This is a genomic window from Chryseobacterium sp. 22543 (genome assembly GCF_052044565.1).
Lineage (GTDB): Bacteria > Bacteroidota > Bacteroidia > Flavobacteriales > Weeksellaceae > Chryseobacterium.
On record NZ_JBQENH010000002.1, the window covers coordinates 382007 to 399063 of the forward strand.

Consider the following 17057-nt stretch of genomic DNA (forward strand, 5'->3'; position numbering starts at 1 on the left):
CTAATGATTATGGTGGTAATTGAGGGAAATAGTTCTTTTTGATTAAGTCTGGATTTCTACAGAATGACACAATTGAAATGGAGTTTTATCCACAGTTTGTCATTCTGTAGGAATCTAAATGTTCTGATAATATGATATTATTTAAACTAAAAAACCAGTTTCAACATTTGAAACTGGTTTTTTATTATATCTTAAGCTGTCTTGATTATTTGTAGATCAATTCTGCTTGGAAAACGTCTGCAAAATGTTTTCTGATTTTTGCTTTCAGTTCTTCCACTTCTTCGGATGTCAGCTCTCTTTCAAGTTCTCTTTTCAGAGAAGTCACCTGCTTATCTTTGATTCCACACGGAATGATATATTCAAAATAACGCATATCCGTATTTACATTTAAGGCAAAACCATGAAGGGTAACCCATCGGGAAGCTTTCACCCCCATAGCACACATCTTTCTGGCGTAAGGTTTCCCTACATCCAGCCATACTCCTGTTTCTCCCGGAGAACGTTCACCTTTAATGCCATATTCGGCAATAGTTCTGATGATCACTTCTTCCAGATTTCTCATATATAAATGAATGTCTGTGAAAAAGTTTTCAAGATCCAGGATAGGATAGCCTACAACCTGTCCATAGCCGTGATACGTAATATCTCCACCGCGGTTTACCTTTACGAAAGTAGCATCAATCTCTTTCAGTTTATCAATGCCGGCAAGCATATTTTCTTCATGTCCGCTTTTTCCCAAAGTATAAACATGAGGATGCTCTACAAAAAGAAGATGATTGGAAGTAGTACTATGTTGTTCTGCAGGAAGATCCCTGTTTTTTATTTTGGTATCAATAATATTTTTCATCAGCTGTTCCTGATAATCCCAGGCTGGCTGATATTCTTTGACCCCTAAATCTTCAAATTCTACTGATTTATTTTGATTTGTATTCATTTCAATTTTTGATATACAAATTTAGTGAATTTTACCCTTTGATTGAATGGATAAAATCTATGGCACTTTTCTTCCAGTCTTTATCCTGAAGCAAAATATTCACAAAGGCTGTTCCTATGATACCGCCATCTGCTTTTTCCGTTACATTTTCAAAATCCTCTTTCGTTTTGATTCCGAATCCAATCATCACAGGATTTTTAAGCGGGAGGGATGCTACTCTGGAAAGGTAGTTCTCATTTTTTAAAACGGCATTTTCATTTCCTGTTGTGGAGGAAGAGCTTACTGCATACAGAAAACCTGAACTTAAAGAATCCAGATAGATCATCCTTTCATCAGAAGTCTCCGGCGTTACCAGAAAGGTAAAATTAAGGTTATATTGTTGTAAAATCTGCTGATAATTTTTCTCAAACTCGATTGGAGGAAGATCCGGAAGAATCAATCCTGAAACACCACTTTCGGAGCATGCCGCACAGAATCTCTCAAATCCGAAACTCAATACAGGGTTGATATAACCCATCAGAATAATCGGAATTCTGATTTCGTTTTTGATCGCTTTTAATTGAGACAACAGTTTTTCAATCGTCATTCCGTTTTGTAAAGCCAGTTCATGAGCCTTCTGAATCACCGGTCCGTCTGCTACAGGATCAGAATATGGCATTCCGATTTCGATCATATCTGCTCCGGAATCCTGAATCAGTTTTATAATATCAGCGGTATCTTCCAATTGTGGAATTCCTGCGGTGAAGTATATATTTAGTTTTTTCATTTTTTATGGTATTAAAGTATAATGTAATGAATGTCAGCCGGGGAAATACATTCTACAGGTTTTTCAGATACGTTTCCATGTCCTTATCTCCACGGCCGCTCAGACAAATAACGACAACATCATTTTCATTAAATTTCTTCTTGTCCAGAACAGCAAGCGCATGGGAGCTTTCCAATGCCGGAATAATTCCTTCCAGTCTGGTCAGTTCAAAAGCACATTTTAAAGCTTCATCATCATTAATGCTAAAGAATTCAGCACGTTTTTCTTTAAATAAATGGGCATGAAAAGGCCCTATTCCCGGATAATCCAGTCCTGCAGAGATAGAGTGGGGTTCTATCACCTGGCCGTCTTCCGTCTGCATCACAAGGCTTTTGCTTCCATGAAGTACACCAAGAGTTCCTAAAAATGTAGTAGCTGCAGATTTTCCTGAATCTACTCCCAATCCTCCCGCTTCTGCAGCAATGATTTTTACTTCTTTTTCTTCTGCAAAATGATAGAAAGTTCCTGCAGCATTGCTTCCTCCACCTACACAGGCAATCACATAATCAGGATTTTCTCTACCGATTTTTTCTTTAAGTTGTTCTTTAATCTCTTTTGAAATAATGCTTTGGAATCTTGCCACAAGGTCGGGGAAAGGATGAGGACCTACCACGCTTCCGATTACATAATGAGTTGTCTGAGGATTGTTGATCCAGTCTCTTAATGCTTCATTCACGGCATCTTTAAGGGTTTTTGATCCTGAAGTAGCTGGCACAACTTCCGCACCCAGCATTTTCATTCTTGCAACATTCGGGGCCTGTCTCTGGATGTCAATTTCTCCCATATAAACGATGCATTCCAAACCAAGTAAAGCACACGCTGTAGCAGTGGCAACACCATGCTGCCCGGCTCCGGTTTCAGCAATAATCCTGGTTTTTCCAAGACGTTTTGCCAATAGAACCTGTCCCAGAGCGTTATTGATCTTGTGAGCTCCGGTATGGTTGAGGTCTTCACGTTTTAAATAAATCTGAGTCTGGTATTTCTGACTTAGATTTTTAGCAAAATATAATGGTGTTGCACGGCCTACATAGTTTTTCAGCAAATCCTGATACTCAGTCTGAAAATCTTCAGATTCTATAATTTCAAGATAGTTTTTTTGTAATTCTTCTACATTAGGATAAAGCATTTCGGGGATAAAAGCACCTCCAAACTCTCCATAATATCCGTTTTCATCGGGGTTTTTATAATTCATTTTTTTATTCTTTACTAATTAAATAAGCATTATTCTGTGAGCTCAGCTGATTGAGCAGTTCTTTTGTTTCCTTTGAAACATTAAAAATCAAAATATCATCATCTTCAGAGTTTATCCATTCCGAACCGATACTTTCTTTGATCATTTTGGCTTTATCATGAAGAATTTCAATCGAACACTTTTCATAAAAAGGACGAAGATCCGAATGACAGAAACCAATAGTATCCAAATTTCTCTGAATGACATTTTCTTCGAAATGATGGACTAAAGCTGCTCCATATCCTTTCTTTTTATGTGCAGAAACGAGACCTACAGCTTCTCCAAAAGAATAGTCAATGCCCGTTATTTTTAAGGTGAAATCAAAATTTACACGCATCAATGCCAGTATATTCTCATCGCTATTCAGCATAAAATGAAATTCTGAATCTTTGAAAAAAGTCCGGAAATAGGCAGGTTTCATAGTATTCCAGGCAGAAATATCCCAAAGCTGCAAGATATGTTCTATCTCGCTTTCCGTTAAATCCTTAGTTTCTTTTATCTGATATTTCATGAATTCAAACTATTAATAAATGTAAGATGGTAATCGTGTTGTTGTTTGGTAATCAGTTTTTTATAATGTAATAATTCTATTTTATGCATCAAATCAATCAAAGTTGCTTTATCTATTTGTGACTGATACATGGTAATTGCAATTTCCAGATTGTCAATCAGATAATAAGAATCAGCATCTTCATACAGCAGAAATATTTTAGCATAAATCAATCCTAAGTCATATTTTATAACTGATCTTACATGGTTTTCCAGAAACTTATCTGAAATAATAACAAGATAATAGCTGTTCCATAAACTGATTCTTTCAAAAAAATACTGGATATCGGTTTCCTGAAAATCTTTAATAATATCAATGAACTCAGACAATAATCCACCAACTTCCCAATGCTCGATATTACTGTCATTCTCAGCAACAAAATGGTACAGAGACTGTATTTTTTCATTCCCGAACTTAGGAGGAAATAAGGTTTTATAAAATGTCTTTTTTAGCAAGTGTATGTTCATCATTGTGTTTTTTTAGTTGTTATATCTTTTACTGATATAGGTCTTTAAACTTTTTTATGCGGTCAATATCTTTATATCCTGGTTCAGTTTCAAATTTTGAATTGATATCTAAAGCATATGGTTTTTGTTGTAATGCTTCGATATTTCCAATGTTTTCCTCTGAAATACCTCCACTTAAAAAATAGGGCAGAGGAATAGTAAGGTCTTTCAATAAAGACCAGTCAAACTGTTTTCCCGTTCCGCCGAATGTTTTTCCATCTGTATCGAAAAGGTAATAGGAGATAGGTTGTAGAGTCGAGGTTGCTGGTTGCAGGTTAAAAGTTTGCAATATTTTATTTTTGGTATCTGAATCATTTTCTCCTATTCTTATCACTTTAATGATCTTAACTTCGGGATCCAGTTTTTGTCTTAATTCAGCAATGAAACGATCACTTTCGTCACCATGAAGCTGAACAAAATGTAATCCTGCTTTTTGAATAATTTTGAGAATGTTATCCGTGGCTTCATTCACAAAAACACCTGTTTTCCCGTGATGATCAATAGTAGAGATCTCTTCCAGGCTCAGATGATTCAACACATATCTTGGTGATTTTGCATAGAAGATAAAGCCAAGGAAATCTACGTTCATAGCGATCAGCTCCTGAATCTGGTTTAATTGTGTTAAACCACATACTTTGAGTTTTGGAGTGCTGGAAGGTTGCAGATTCATGATCAGGTATGGTTTATATATTAAATTTGTACTGAGAAATTTTCAAATGCTTTGGCAGGATTCGTATTTTTCATAAAATATTCTCCCATCAGGAAGCCGTCAAATCCTTTTTCTTTTAAAAACTGAAAATCTTCAAGATTGTAAATGCCGCTTTCCGCTACAGATAAAACTTCTTTGGGAAGCTGATTTTTCAACTGAACAGAATGTTGAAGATCCACTTTGAAATCCTTAAGGTTTCTGTTGTTGATCCCCACAAGATCAATTTTTGAATTAAAATGTTTCAGTTCATCTTCGGTATGAATTTCCAATAAAACTTCCATTTCCAGTTCGTGGGCAAGTGCTGTGAATTCATCTACCTGAGCAGGTGAAAGGCAAGACGCAATCAGTAAAATAACATCTGCTCCTATACTTTTGGCTTCATAGAACTGGTATTCATCAATCATAAAATCTTTTCGCAGGATCGGAATTTTAATATCATTTCTTACACTTAGAATATCATTTAAATTTCCTCCAAAAAAATCATGATCGGTCAGGATAGAAATTCCGCTGGCTCCAAAGCTTTCGTAAGCTGAAACCACTTCTAAAGGCTCTACACTATTGTTGATAATCCCTTTTGAAGGAGATTGTCTTTTAAATTCAGCGATAATCCCGTTTTTATTTTTGATGGATTCTTTCAGAGAATAGGTTTTTCTTCCAAAAAAGCCTGTATTTTTTAATCGATCAAGAGATATACGTGATTTTGCTCCCGCAATCTCCAATTTTTTTTGTTCAATAATTTTATCCAGTATAGTCATTTGATACAGAATTTAATAAGATGATAAAAATGATAAACCATTAAGGGATATTAAGATGATAAGATAAATTAAGTTCCATCAAAGATGGAGAATGAAGGATGTCGCTGAATAAATAGCTTTAGCTATGATCTTAATTGTTCTTCATCACTTAAAAATTCTTAACGGTTAAAAAAAATAATAAGACTAATTAATTAAAAGATTAAAACTGTTCAGTGCTTTTCCGCTTTGCAGACTTTCCTGGGCTAAAAGAAGACAGTTGTCATACGTTCCAAACCTGTGCGTGTTGTAAAGAGCTACCGAAGCATTCGCCAGAATCACAGAATTTTGTTGTTCTGTACCTTTTCCCTCCAGGATATTCATAAATATTTTTGCTGTTTCCTGAATAGAACTTCCAGCCTTAATATCTTCCAGCGTTACCGGATTGAAACCTAAATCTTCTGCAGAATATATTTCCTCCCCGTTTTTTGTGATGATTTTACTGTCATCGGTAAGACTTATTTCATCATATCCGTCAAGGCCGTGTACCAGAATAAACTCACGTTCCTCTTTTTGAAGGAGATACTGATAAATTCTCGCTATTTCCAGGTTGTACACTCCAATCATTGAATATTTGGGTTTTGCAGGATTCACTAATGGTCCCAAAAGATTAAAGAATGTTCTTAATCCTAAAGATTTTCTCAATAATCCAACCGATTGCAGCGCGGGATGAAAATAAGGAGCATGTAAAAAGCAGATGTTGGCTCTTTCAAGGTCTTCATTCAATTGTTCCGAGTTGTTTTTGAACTGATATCCCAGTTCTTCCAGTACATTGGATGAACCTGTGGTAGTGGAAGCACCATAATTTCCATGTTTGGTTACCTTCTGTCCGGCTCCGGCCACCACAAAGCTGGCCAATGTTGATATATTGATGGTATCTTTTCCGTCACCTCCCGTTCCCACAATATCAATGGCATTACTTGCCTCTATGTCTGCAGGAGCAGCCATCTGAAGCAGAGCCTCTCTGAAACCTTCCACTTCTTTCAGGGTAATATTTCTCATCAGGAAAACACTGATAAAGGCGGTAACTTCTGCGGCATTGAACTTATTCTGGGCAATCTCAATCATAGTAGCTTTAGCTTCTGATTTTGAAAGCGTATTATGGTTGAACAGGTATTGCAGTATTTCTTTCATTTGTGGTGTTTTTATTGTTGTTGATGGAATTTCTAATGTTTTCACGGTAAAAGAAAGTTTTTAATGATGACTTCTCCTTCGGGTGTTAAAATACTCTCAGGGTGAAACTGTACTCCGTGTACATCATAGGTTTTGTGCTGTAAAGCCATGATCATTCCGTCTTTGTCTACGGCTGTGATCTCCAGCTCTTCCGGAAACCCTTCGGGATTTACTGCCCAGCTGTGGTATCTGCCCACTTCCAGTCCTGAACTTAAATTTTTGAAAAGTTTTGTATTCTCTTTTACCAGTTCAGTAGTCGTTGCCACCCCGTGGAAAATTTCAGTCAGGTTAATAAGATTTCCTCCGAAAGCTTCAGCGATAGCCTGTTGTCCGAGACATACTCCAAGAATACTTTTCGTAGGGGCATATTCCTTAATAAGGTCTAATAAAATACCTGCTTCTTCAGGAATTCCAGGTCCCGGTGAGAGGATGATCTTGTCATATTTTCCAATTTCTTCAAGGGTAATTTTATCATTTCTTACCACATCTACTTTTTGATTCAGAATTCTTTCAATAATCTGGACCAGGTTATAAGTGAAGCTGTCATAGCTGTCAAAAACGAGAACTTTAAGCAGAGTCTGCTGAGTGTTTATATTGTTGTTCATTTCTTTTTTGTTAGGTTGTTTTTTTGCTAGTTGCTAGTTGCTAGTTGCTAGTTGCTAGTTGCTAGTTGCTAGTTGATTGGAACTATTTTATTTTTCAACTATTTTTTCTGCTTTTTCAACTGCTTTTTTAAGGGCATTCAGCTTGTTATTGACTTCCTGCAGTTCATTTTCCGGAACTGATTTTGCTACAATACCGGCACCAGCCTGGTAAAAGAGTGTATTATTTTTACTTAAGAAAGTTCTGATCATAATGGCCTGATTGCAGGTACCGTTCAATCCGATAATTCCTATACAGCCGCCATAATATCCGCGGGAATCTTTTTCGTATTGATTAATAAGTTGAAGAGCTTTATGCTTCGGTGCACCACTCAGTGTTCCCTGAGGGAAAGTAGCGGAAACCATTTCAAGAGGATTGATATCATCAGCCACATCAGCAGTCACTTCACTTACCATATGAATAACGTGAGAGAACAGCTGAATTTCTTTAAGTTTGCTTACCGTTACATTTTTTCCGAGTTTTCCAAGGTCATTTCTTGCCAGGTCAACCAGCATGGTATGTTCTGCATTTTCTTTAGGATCAGCTTTTAAAACCTCGATAGCTTCAAGATCCGTTTCCAGATTTCCTGTTCTTTTAGATGTTCCGGCAATTGGGTGGATAATTGCTTTATTGTTTTTGATGATTAATTGACTTTCAGGGCTTGATCCGAATAATTTATAATTTCCGTAATCAAAATAGAAAAGGTATGGAGAAGGGTTGATGTTTCTTAAAGAACGGTATACATTGAATTCATCACCTTTGAATTTCTGTTCAAATCTTCTGCTCAGAACCAGCTGGAATACATCTCCGCGCATGCAGTGCTTTTGGGCTGTTTTTACCAGTTCGATATAGTCTTCATCAGTAATATTGGAAGTTTCCTCATCTGTTTTTTCGAAAGGATACACCGGAGTATTCTGGTTTTTAATAAGATTTTCCAACAGATGAAATTCAGATTTTACCCCATCAATAGAGTTTTCAATAATATACATTTCATCATTGAAATGGTTGATAGCGATCACGTATTGATATAATCTGTATCTCAGCACAGGAATTTCAACTTCCTTACTTTGTGCTTTAAGATTGATGTTTTCGAAAAACTGTACCGCCTCAAAACTTGTATAGCCAAAAAGGCTCTGAGCGGTCTGTTCTATAGGGTCGTTGGTTTCTTCACATTTAAAAATTTTCCTGAATTCTTCAAATATATCGGTGATATTGCGTTCCATCATGAATTGCTTTACAGGAGCAGAAGCAGGAAGCTTGATTTCATATTCGTTGAGGTTTTTCACTTCAATTCCTGCAATGGCATTCACTGCGATGAAGGAAAAATTATTATCAATACTTTTTGAATCCGAGCTTTCGAGAAGAATCGTATCACGGAATTTATCCCTGATCTTAAGGTAAATATTCATGGGAGTATGAAGATCTCCCAGTGTTTTTTTCGAAACAGTTTTTATTTTAATTGTGTCAGTGAACATCTTGTTGTTTTTTTATTTTTTATAAAGTTGAGGAATAAAAAAAGGCTTCAACGGTATCCGTCAAAGCCTATATATTGTTTTTTGATTATTCTGCTGTATGATTAGCAACATGACAATACCTTCAGACCCGACGAAGAGTTTGAAAGCCACCACCAAATATTGTTGCTCATTTTAAACATGGGACAAATGTAGAAATTTTTTTAATACAAAAACTAAAAAATAGTAAAAATTAAAAAAACTTAATATAATAACCTCCTATTTAAGGTGCTTACGCTCAAGTTGCAATTCTTTGATTTTCTCTTTGTAGGTTTCATCATCATAGTATTTTACATACTCTTCCAATGCTGCGATATATTCTTCAATGAATTCTTTATTCGTTTTGTCTGCCTCATACTTGGTTTTTGCAGAATTGACGGGAGCTAACTTTTCGTATTGGATTAAAATTTTTCCTTCTCTGGACTGATCATAAAGGATGACTATGTTCTTTTCATATCCCGGAATGTATTTTACAGGAATATCCTTGTCACCCGGTATTCTGATTGAATTTCTGATAGGATAGATTGCTGCAGAAGTGGTAGAGAAAAAAGTAGTGGTGTATTTCCCGTCCTGTTTCTTTACAATAGCTTCATAATCGTGGATATACATGTCGTTCAGGGTAGAATTGGTTTCTACATCAGACGTGATGATAGCGGTACTTTCCACTCCGTATTTGTTTAAAAACCATGCATTTAAAAACTGACCTCCAAACCCATTTAATATAGCCAGAGGAAGGATCGGGATCAGGAACCGTGCTTTTTTTGTCAGATAGGAGAGAAGTCCAAAGAACACAAACAACAGAATCACAGTATAAAAACCGTGATGGCTGGTGAAAAACAGAATTTTTGAAATTAAAACCATGCATTAAATATAATTATTTTATTTAAACGTTGAGATCGTAAAGATGTTATTAAATTATTATAATATGTTTGCAAAGGCTTTTTATTCAGTAAGATGTACAGTCATCAGATAATTTAAATTGTTGTTAATTTAAAGAATTTAAACGCTGAGATCGCAAGGATGCTATTAGATTATTATTAATATGCTCGCAACGGCGTTTCACTTAGCAAGGTCTGCTGTTATTAGCTAAACGAAGTGCCCTTGCGAACATAGCGTTTAAAACAACTATTTTACCGGTTCAGACAAAAGGATATCAGGAGTCCCGCTGTAGAAAACAATCAGGGTTGCTCCTTTATCTCCGGTTTTTCCTCTGTGGGCAATGTTGACCATTTCAGGAAGAACCTGACCTTTTCTTATCCATTGTGTTTTGCCGTCTTCTTTTCTCTCGATCTGTATTTCTCCTTTTTCTACATAAGCTGCATTAATGACAGGGTGTTTATGCCAGTCCAGAGCTCTGTTGGGAGGAACTGCAATCTTCAGAACCGATATTTCGGGCTGTGTTGTGGGATAGGCCGGATATACAGTTCCATCCCAAGACTTTGTCGTTTTTAAAAGTGTTACTGATTCAATTTTATCAGTATATTCTGATTGCGGCTCGTTCGATGAATTATCACAGGAAATAAGCAGGGAAGAGAGTACAGCAAAGAAAGCGGCACCCATTAAATTTTTTTTAGTCATAAACTTTTCAATTAATAGATTGATTTTTGGTTCGGATTATCCGTAATACAAAAATAACAAGCCGACTTAAAATTCCCTAGTGTTTGAGTTATTTTTTTATTGATCTGATTATAATTAAACCTTTAAAAAATATTTATCAAAGAAAACATTTGTCATAAGTTTAAAACTTTATTTTTTATATTTTTGCTTCCAAATTAGAAAAAAATGAAAAAAGTATTAGCAATCGCATTTATCGGAGGTTTATTAGTAGCAAGCTGCAAAAAAAAGCCAGATCACTCTTTACAGGATAGCAACACGATGATGGAAGAGCCAGAAGCAACAACTGTTGTAGATTCTACAGCTAAAACTGCTGCTCCTGCTGCTGCAACTCCGGCTACCACTGCTCCTGAAGCTGCTAAAACAGATTCTACAGCGAAGAAATAATGAAAAAAATACTTTTGGCAGGAATATTGGGTCTTATGATCGTTTCCTGTTCTAAAAAAGAAAATACAGCAGAAGTGGCAGCTTCTTCTGAGACAGCTGCTGTTTCAGAACCGGTACCAGCTAATCTTTCAGGTGATCAGATCATGGAAACATTGGATTGCTCAGGATGCCACTCTGTGAATGAGAGAATGATAGGACCTTCTTATAAGGAAATTGCAGGAAAGTACTCTGAAAAGGATACAGAACTGCTGGCTTCCAAAATTATAGAAGGCGGAAGTGGAGTATGGGGAAGTGTGCCTATGGCTGCCCATCCACAGGTATCTAAAGAAGATGCAAAAAAAATGGTGGAATATATTTTAAGTCAGAAGAAATAAAATATGTCCGCTGAAAAATCCAGTCTGCATACAAGAAATCTACATCGTAATCCCTATGATTTTGATGCGCTTATTTCTTGTGTGCCAGAACTGAAACACTTTGTTTTCGTTAATGCTTATCAGACGGTAACTATTAATTTCAGCATTCCAAAAGCGGTGAAACTGCTCAACAAAGCCTTACTCTTACATTTTTACCATATTAAAGGCTGGGATATTCCGGACACTAATCTTTGTCCTCCCATTCCCGGACGTGCAGATTATGTACATTATATTGCCGATCTTTTAACTGAACAATTGGATAAAATTCCTACAGGAAGTTCTGTAAAAGGGCTTGATATAGGAACAGGAGCCAATCTTGTGTATCCTTTAATCAGTCATCAATCTTATGGCTGGGCCATGCTGGGAACAGATATCAATCAGGATTCTTTGATCAATGCCCGGCATATTTTAGATCAAAATCCGGAACTTTCATCTGCCATTCAGTTGAAAAGTCAGCCCGATGCTGATCATATCTTTAAAAATATTATTGGTCCTGAAGACAGGTTTACTTTTACCATGTGCAATCCTCCTTTTCATGATTCGGAAGAAGCTGCAATGAAAGGGAATATCAGGAAAACAAAGAATCTTAAAATATCAAAATTCAAGCAGCCTTTACTTAATTTTGGTGGCCAACAGTCGGAACTTTGGTGTGAAGGAGGTGAACTGGCTTTTATCACTAAGGTGATTCATGAAAGTGCATTATTTTCATCACAGGTTCTTTGGTTCACGTGTCTGGTTTCCAAAAAAGACAATCTTAATAAACTCACCAACCTTTTAAAGAAAGTAAACGCTGTAGAGGTGAAAACCATTGATATGGCTCAAGGACAGAAAGTAAGCAGAATGCTTGCCTGGACGTTTATTCCTCAGAAGGAGAGGAGAACGTGGTTTGTATAAAAATTTAAGGTTTCTGTTTTCATTGGTTATCATTGTCTTGATTTTCCATCAAAACTCACCATTCACTTGCGAAGCAAAATTCACTATTGACAGCATCCCGAATCTTATATCCCAATATCCCGAATCTCGTATCTCAACACCATTCCTCTTCACTTTTTAAAATTTCTTAAAAAAGCCATTGACGGTCAGGTCAAAAATGCCTAAATTTGTACGCTTTTAGAAAAATAAGAAATGCAATTATCAGAACAAGAAATCATTAGAAGAGAAAAGCTGAATAAGCTTACTGAAATGGGGATTAATGCGTTCCCTGCGGATGAGTATACCATTACAGATACTACAGAATCTATAAAACAGGACTTTTCTGAAAGTAAACAGGTAAAGATCGCTGGTAGATTGATGTCCCGCAGAATTCAGGGGAAGGCTTCTTTCGCAGAATTGCAGGATTCTAAAGGAAAAATCCAGGTTTACTTCAACAGAGACGAGATCTGTCCGGGTGAAGATAAAGAACTATATAATGAAGTATACAAGCACCTTTTGGATATCGGTGATATTATCGGTATCGAAGGAGAGTTGTTTACTACGCAGGTAGGAGAGATGACGGTTTTAGTAAAGAACTTTACACTTCTTACAAAGGCTTTGCGTCCTCTTCCTCAGGCTAAAACAGACGAAAATGGTGTTGTACACGACGGTTTTACAGATCCTGAATTAAGATACAGACAACGTTATGTAGATTTAACGGTAAATCCACAGGTTAAAGAAATTTTTGTGAAGAGAACAAAATTGTTCAATTCAATGAGAACATTCTTCAACGATGCAGGATACTTTGAAGTAGAAACCCCTATTTTACAGTCAATTCCTGGTGGAGCTGCAGCAAAACCGTTTATCACGCATCATAATGCATTAGATATTCCATTATATTTAAGAATTGCCAACGAATTGTATCTGAAAAGATTGATCGTAGGTGGTTTTGACGGAGTATATGAGTTCTCTAAAAACTTCAGAAATGAAGGGATGGACAGAACACATAACCCTGAGTTCACTGCTATGGAGATCTATGTAGCATACAAAGATTATAACTGGATGATGGATTTCACTGAGAAGTTATTGGAATTCTGCGCCACTCAGGTTAATGGAAATTCAGAATCTACTTTTGGTGAACACACCATCAATTGGAAAGCTCCTTATCCAAGAGTTTCCATGACAGAAGCGATCCTGAAATACACAGGATTTGATATTACAGGAAAAACAGAGAAGGAACTATACGATTTTGCCAAGTCTATTGGTATTGAAGTAAACGAGACGATGGGGAAAGGAAAATTAATTGATGAGATTTTCGGTGAGAAATGTGAAGGAAACTTCATTCAGCCGACTTTCATTACAGATTATCCGATCGAAATGTCTCCACTGACAAAGAAACACAGAAGCAAAGAAGGCTTAACAGAACGTTTTGAATTGATGGTATGTGGTAAAGAAATTGCCAACGCTTATTCAGAGCTTAATGATCCTATTGATCAGAGAGAGCGTTTTGAAGCACAGATGACTTTATCTGAAAGAGGAGATGATGAAGCAATGTTCATCGATCAGGACTTCTTAAGAGCATTGGAATATGGTATGCCACCAACTTCAGGGTTAGGAATCGGTATGGACAGATTAATCATGTTCTTAACAAATAACGCATCCATTCAGGAAGTATTATTCTTCCCTCAGATGAGACCTGAAAAAGCGGTTCCACAGATTGAGTTGGGAGAAGATGAAAAGGTAATCCTTGAAATCCTTAATTCTCAGGAAGAAGCAATGTCTTTAACTGAAGTAAAACAAAGAAGTCAGTTATCAGGTAAAAAATGGGATAAAGCTTCCAAAACTTTGACAAAGAACAATATTGTGAAAGTAGAGAAGATTGACGAAAATATTTTGATGAAATTGGCTTAAGATTTCTCAGGAAATATAAATATAAAAGGTACAGAGTTATTCTGTACCTTTTTTTTTTTTCCATTTCCGAAGTTGTGTCCTGAAATTTTTAAACGGAGCTACAGTATTGATATGAATCCACTTCCAGACGGGCCACTGAGCGGGTGTAGTTGCCCATTTTCTCTGTCCGGGGGTGAATAAGGTGTCATTGTCAAGATTTTCTATCCAATTAATAATTTTATTAACCTGATCTTGCAGAAGTTCTCTTTGTTTTTGTAAACTATGAGAACTATATTCATTATAAAAAGATTGATATAGTCCTCCTAGATTATTCCATTTATATTCAGGAGTAGGGGTTTTTACGTCTAATCCTTTTTGTTCATCAGCTTCCCATTGCAAAAGCAGGTGAGTCCAGCCCAATTGATAGGAAATATTTTGTGATGGAGTTTTGTCAACTCCGGGTTGCAGAAGGTCTTTTTCGTATTCTTTTATATCGTTAAATTCTTGATCATAGAGCAAATATCTTTTTTTGAGTTCCTCAATGAGTTCTGCTTTATCCTTATAAGTCTGCATATTTCAACTATTTTCTCAGCTTACTGAAAGAAGCCATCAGATAAAATAAAAACGGAAGAATAAATAAAGAGCCGAGCATCAAAGCCCATCCCAGTGCGGCAATGGTTTTTTCGGGAGCCATATGTTCCAATAATGAAAGATGCTGTCCGTTTCCTAATAAAATAATATTCGGATTATGCTGATACGTTGCAGCTACTAAAATCATGACCATTTGAAATCCTGCCAAAGCACGTACCGGAAGCAGTTTTTGTCGGTTCAGCGCTCTTAAAATAAGCAATAGGGCAATGGTAGCAAAAGCGATCGCCATAATTCCCAAAGGCTTGGAAAATACCCACATTAAAAGGGGAATATCTGAAATATACGCGGTCACAAATACCAATATTCCCGTAATCACCACAAAGATCATGGTCTGCTTGGACTTTCTTATCATCAGTAAAAGGTCCACTTTATCACGGGTTTCTCTTAATGAAAAGATAGAAGCAAGATAGGCACACAATGCAACAGTGAACAGGCCTACAGAAACTCCAAACCAGTTCAGCCAGCTGAAAATATATAAATCCACAAAAGTTACTGCATCAGGATTGATAGAGTGGGAAACCGTTGCAGCGGCAATTAAGCCTAAAAAGAAAGGCGTTAAAAGACTCGCATAGTAGAAAATCTGGGTATATAAAACCTGCCAGTTATCTTTCACGGCATCATAATGTCTGAAGGTGAATGCTGTCCCTCTTGCAATAATACCTACAAGCATCAATACCAAAGGAATATGAAGATAGGTAGACATCGTGGTATAGATTTCGGGGAATCCTACAAAAAGAATTACAATCGCGATGATCAGCCACATATGATTGGCTTCCCATACAGGAGCAATAGACTCATACATGATTTCATGGGTCTTATGTCTGGCTTTTTTATTGGTGAAAAGTTCTACAATACCAGCTCCGAAATCTGCCCCTCCCAGAATAATATAAAGACAGATGGAAAGCCAGAGAAAACCTATAACAACGTAGATCATGATTTTTTGTTTTTATCGTTAAACTGAGGGTCGGTAGGATCGTAAAGTTTCGGTACCATTTGAATCTGTCTTCTTAAAAGAAAGATAAGAATCATTGATAATGATATGAAAATTGCCGTAAAGAAATAGAATGAATACTGTATTCCAGGCATTGGGGTTACCGCATCTATTGTTTTCATGACCCCATAAATGATCCATGGCTGTCTTCCCACTTCTGTTACTGTCCATCCCGCTTCCAGCGCAATATATCCAAAAGGTGTTGCTATTAAGAAGGTCTTTAACAGCCAGTTTTTACTCAGCCATTCTTTTCTGAAGAAAAAAGAATATAAATAAATAACTCCAATACCAATCATGACCACTCCGAAAAAGATCATGATCTGAAAAGCATAATGAACAACTGCAATCGGAGGCCATTCATCTCTCGGAAAATCTTTAAGACCCTTTACTTCAGCATTGAAATCATTACTCACCAGGAAACTTAAAACCTTCGGGATTTTCACAGCGTATTTTACTTCTTCTTTTTCTTCATCAGGAATTCCCCCGATGATAAATGAAGCTCCTTTTTCAGTTTCAAAATGAGCTTCCATAGCAGCCAGTTTTATCGGTTGCCTTTCCGCTACTGATTTTGCCGCAACATCACCGCTTAAAGGTGCTCCGAATGCTCCGATAAGGGCGAAACCTACTGCAATTCTAAATGCTTTGGTATGAAATTCAATATTTCTTTTTCGCATGATCATAAAGGCATGAACTCCGGCTACGGCAAACCCTGTGGCACAAAATGCAGCAACAGTCATATGAAGAGCCTGCGGAAACCATGCATCGTTGAACATCGCTTTGATAGGATCTATATTAAGATACTGTCCATTAATATAATCAAAACCTGTTGGAGAATTCATCCATGAGTTGGCTGCCACTACCAGAATTCCGGAAGCAAGTCCGCTTACTCCTACAAGAAATCCGCAGAACCAGTGAAACCATTTGTTGAATTTTTCCCAGCCATATAAAAAGAACCCGATGGCGATAGCTTCTATGAAAAAGGCGGTTCCCTCAAGTGAAAAAGGCATTCCGAAAATAGGGCCGGCATGTTTCATAAAACCAGGCCATAAAAGCCCCAGCTCAAAAGAAAGCATTGTTCCTGAAACAGCTCCGGTAGCAAAAAGGATGGCTACTCCTTTGCTCCATGCCTTTGTAAGACCTTTATAAACTTCATTATTGGTTTTTAGGTATTTCCAATGGGCAAAAGCCATAAGAAAAGGCATCACCATACCCACACAGGAGAATATGATATGAAAGCCCAGAGAAAGTGCCATCTGGGCACGGGCAGCAATAAAATCATCCATAATATCAACTTTTCAGTAAATAAATTTACGCATAAATTATTGATGTTGAGTATGATTTACAACA

The 17057-nt window shown here is 36.8% G+C and carries 19 protein-coding genes; 4 read left to right on the forward strand and 15 right to left on the reverse strand.

Going from position 1 to position 17057, the window contains the following annotated elements; genetic code table 11:
• Positions 1-205: 205 nt before the first annotated feature.
• From lipB to ACTJIP_RS07605, 12 genes are all read right to left on the reverse strand, one after another.
• Positions 206-934: a lipoyl(octanoyl) transferase LipB gene (gene lipB, locus ACTJIP_RS07550; protein WP_077415149.1), complete on the reverse strand. Its 729-nt coding sequence runs from the start codon at positions 932-934 to the stop codon at positions 206-208.
• A gap of 31 nt (positions 935-965) precedes the next feature.
• Entirely contained in the window at positions 966-1700 is a 735-nt protein-coding gene (gene trpA, locus ACTJIP_RS07555; RefSeq protein WP_426480298.1) for a tryptophan synthase subunit alpha, read from the reverse strand.
• A gap of 52 nt (positions 1701-1752) precedes the next feature.
• Positions 1753-2931 carry a tryptophan synthase subunit beta gene (gene trpB, locus ACTJIP_RS07560; protein WP_428168606.1) on the reverse strand — a complete coding sequence of 393 codons (1179 nt, stop codon included), beginning with the start codon at positions 2929-2931 and terminating at the stop codon, positions 1753-1755.
• A 4-nt stretch (positions 2932-2935) separates the two neighbouring features.
• Complete coding sequence (locus ACTJIP_RS07565) at positions 2936-3481, reverse strand: GNAT family N-acetyltransferase (protein WP_077415143.1); 546 nt, start codon at positions 3479-3481, stop codon at positions 2936-2938.
• The gene (locus ACTJIP_RS07570; RefSeq protein ID WP_077415141.1) at positions 3478-3990 is read right to left on the reverse strand and encodes a hypothetical protein; all 513 of its coding nucleotides are present in this window, start codon (positions 3988-3990) and stop codon (positions 3478-3480) included. Before ACTJIP_RS07570 ends, ACTJIP_RS07565 begins: the two co-directional genes overlap by 4 nt.
• Before the next feature lie 25 nt (positions 3991-4015).
• Positions 4016-4696, reverse strand: coding sequence for a phosphoribosylanthranilate isomerase (locus ACTJIP_RS07575; RefSeq protein WP_175627213.1), 681 nt, complete (start codon positions 4694-4696; stop codon positions 4016-4018).
• 20 nt (positions 4697-4716) lie between these two features.
• Positions 4717-5490: an indole-3-glycerol phosphate synthase TrpC gene (trpC, locus tag ACTJIP_RS07580; RefSeq protein WP_077415139.1), complete on the reverse strand. Its 774-nt coding sequence runs from the start codon at positions 5488-5490 to the stop codon at positions 4717-4719.
• A 183-nt stretch (positions 5491-5673) separates the two neighbouring features.
• Positions 5674-6660 carry an anthranilate phosphoribosyltransferase gene (trpD, locus tag ACTJIP_RS07585; RefSeq protein WP_077415137.1) on the reverse strand — a complete coding sequence of 329 codons (987 nt, stop codon included), beginning with the start codon at positions 6658-6660 and terminating at the stop codon, positions 5674-5676.
• Between the two features lie 41 nt (positions 6661-6701).
• Positions 6702-7304, reverse strand: coding sequence for an anthranilate synthase component II (locus tag ACTJIP_RS07590; RefSeq protein ID WP_440704316.1), 603 nt, complete (start codon positions 7302-7304; stop codon positions 6702-6704).
• An 87-nt stretch (positions 7305-7391) separates the two neighbouring features.
• Positions 7392-8816, reverse strand: a complete 1425-nt coding sequence (locus tag ACTJIP_RS07595) for an anthranilate synthase component I family protein (RefSeq protein WP_077415133.1) — start codon at positions 8814-8816, stop codon at positions 7392-7394.
• A gap of 255 nt (positions 8817-9071) precedes the next feature.
• Positions 9072-9713 (reverse strand): hypothetical protein, encoded by a 642-nt coding sequence (locus ACTJIP_RS07600; RefSeq protein WP_077415131.1) that lies wholly within the window; start codon positions 9711-9713, stop codon positions 9072-9074.
• Positions 9714-9977: 264 nt separating this feature from the next.
• Positions 9978-10430, reverse strand: coding sequence for a cupin domain-containing protein (locus tag ACTJIP_RS07605; RefSeq protein ID WP_219072432.1), 453 nt, complete (start codon positions 10428-10430; stop codon positions 9978-9980).
• 204 nt (positions 10431-10634) lie between these two features.
• Between ACTJIP_RS07605 and ACTJIP_RS07610 the strand changes: the two genes are divergently transcribed.
• From ACTJIP_RS07610 to lysS, 4 genes are all read left to right on the forward strand, one after another.
• Positions 10635-10853: a hypothetical protein gene (locus tag ACTJIP_RS07610; RefSeq protein ID WP_047383346.1), complete on the forward strand. Its 219-nt coding sequence runs from the start codon at positions 10635-10637 to the stop codon at positions 10851-10853.
• Positions 10853-11227, forward strand: coding sequence for a c-type cytochrome (locus tag ACTJIP_RS07615; RefSeq protein ID WP_077415127.1), 375 nt, complete (start codon positions 10853-10855; stop codon positions 11225-11227). The genes ACTJIP_RS07610 and ACTJIP_RS07615 overlap by 1 nt, the downstream gene beginning before the upstream one ends.
• A 3-nt stretch (positions 11228-11230) precedes the next feature.
• Positions 11231-12160, forward strand: a complete 930-nt coding sequence (gene rlmF, locus ACTJIP_RS07620; protein ID WP_428168602.1) for a 23S rRNA (adenine(1618)-N(6))-methyltransferase RlmF — start codon at positions 11231-11233, stop codon at positions 12158-12160.
• Positions 12161-12391: 231 nt separating this feature from the next.
• A complete protein-coding gene (gene lysS / locus ACTJIP_RS07625) occupies positions 12392-14089 on the forward strand; it encodes a lysine--tRNA ligase (RefSeq protein WP_077415123.1) in 1698 nt (565 codons plus the stop codon).
• Positions 14090-14125: 36 nt separating this feature from the next.
• Here lysS and ACTJIP_RS07630 read toward each other — a convergent pair whose 3' ends face one another.
• The 3 genes from ACTJIP_RS07630 to ACTJIP_RS07640 are packed head-to-tail and all read right to left on the reverse strand — an operon-like array spanning position 14126 to position 16993.
• Positions 14126-14641: a ClbS/DfsB family four-helix bundle protein gene (locus ACTJIP_RS07630; protein ID WP_440704317.1), complete on the reverse strand. Its 516-nt coding sequence runs from the start codon at positions 14639-14641 to the stop codon at positions 14126-14128.
• Between the two features lie 7 nt (positions 14642-14648).
• Positions 14649-15653 (reverse strand): cytochrome d ubiquinol oxidase subunit II, encoded by a 1005-nt coding sequence (locus tag ACTJIP_RS07635; RefSeq protein WP_047383360.1) that lies wholly within the window; start codon positions 15651-15653, stop codon positions 14649-14651.
• The gene (locus ACTJIP_RS07640; protein WP_077415116.1) at positions 15650-16993 is read right to left on the reverse strand and encodes a cytochrome ubiquinol oxidase subunit I; all 1344 of its coding nucleotides are present in this window, start codon (positions 16991-16993) and stop codon (positions 15650-15652) included. The genes ACTJIP_RS07635 and ACTJIP_RS07640 overlap by 4 nt, the downstream gene beginning before the upstream one ends.
• Positions 16994-17057: the final 64 nt, after the last annotated feature.

Excerpts from the sequence above, each read along its gene's own strand:
- trpB (WP_428168606.1), bottom strand. The coding sequence starts at position 2,931 with ATGAATTATAAAAACCCCGATGAAAACGGATATTATGGAGAGTTTGGA.
- ACTJIP_RS07630 (WP_440704317.1), bottom strand. The coding sequence starts at position 14,641 with ATGCAGACTTATAAGGATAAAGCAGAACTCATTGAGGAACTCAAAAAA.
- rlmF (WP_428168602.1), top strand. The coding sequence starts at position 11,231 with ATGTCCGCTGAAAAATCCAGTCTGCATACAAGAAATCTACATCGTAAT.
- trpC (WP_077415139.1), bottom strand. The coding sequence starts at position 5,490 with ATGACTATACTGGATAAAATTATTGAACAAAAAAAATTGGAGATTGCG.
- ACTJIP_RS07600 (WP_077415131.1), bottom strand. The coding sequence starts at position 9,713 with ATGGTTTTAATTTCAAAAATTCTGTTTTTCACCAGCCATCACGGTTTT.
- ACTJIP_RS07565 (WP_077415143.1), bottom strand. The coding sequence starts at position 3,481 with ATGAAATATCAGATAAAAGAAACTAAGGATTTAACGGAAAGCGAGATA.
- ACTJIP_RS07570 (WP_077415141.1), bottom strand. The coding sequence starts at position 3,990 with ATGATGAACATACACTTGCTAAAAAAGACATTTTATAAAACCTTATTT.
- ACTJIP_RS07610 (WP_047383346.1), top strand. The coding sequence starts at position 10,635 with ATGAAAAAAGTATTAGCAATCGCATTTATCGGAGGTTTATTAGTAGCA.
- lysS (WP_077415123.1), top strand. The coding sequence starts at position 12,392 with ATGCAATTATCAGAACAAGAAATCATTAGAAGAGAAAAGCTGAATAAG.
- ACTJIP_RS07640 (WP_077415116.1), bottom strand. The coding sequence starts at position 16,993 with ATGGATGATTTTATTGCTGCCCGTGCCCAGATGGCACTTTCTCTGGGC.
- ACTJIP_RS07605 (WP_219072432.1), bottom strand. The coding sequence starts at position 10,430 with ATGACTAAAAAAAATTTAATGGGTGCCGCTTTCTTTGCTGTACTCTCT.
- trpD (WP_077415137.1), bottom strand. The coding sequence starts at position 6,660 with ATGAAAGAAATACTGCAATACCTGTTCAACCATAATACGCTTTCAAAA.
- ACTJIP_RS07590 (WP_440704316.1), bottom strand. The coding sequence starts at position 7,304 with ATGAACAACAATATAAACACTCAGCAGACTCTGCTTAAAGTTCTCGTT.
- ACTJIP_RS07575 (WP_175627213.1), bottom strand. The coding sequence starts at position 4,696 with ATGAATCTGCAACCTTCCAGCACTCCAAAACTCAAAGTATGTGGTTTA.
- ACTJIP_RS07635 (WP_047383360.1), bottom strand. The coding sequence starts at position 15,653 with ATGATCTACGTTGTTATAGGTTTTCTCTGGCTTTCCATCTGTCTTTAT.
- trpA (WP_426480298.1), bottom strand. The coding sequence starts at position 1,700 with ATGAAAAAACTAAATATATACTTCACCGCAGGAATTCCACAATTGGAA.
- lipB (WP_077415149.1), bottom strand. The coding sequence starts at position 934 with ATGAATACAAATCAAAATAAATCAGTAGAATTTGAAGATTTAGGGGTC.
- ACTJIP_RS07615 (WP_077415127.1), top strand. The coding sequence starts at position 10,853 with ATGAAAAAAATACTTTTGGCAGGAATATTGGGTCTTATGATCGTTTCC.
- ACTJIP_RS07595 (WP_077415133.1), bottom strand. The coding sequence starts at position 8,816 with ATGTTCACTGACACAATTAAAATAAAAACTGTTTCGAAAAAAACACTG.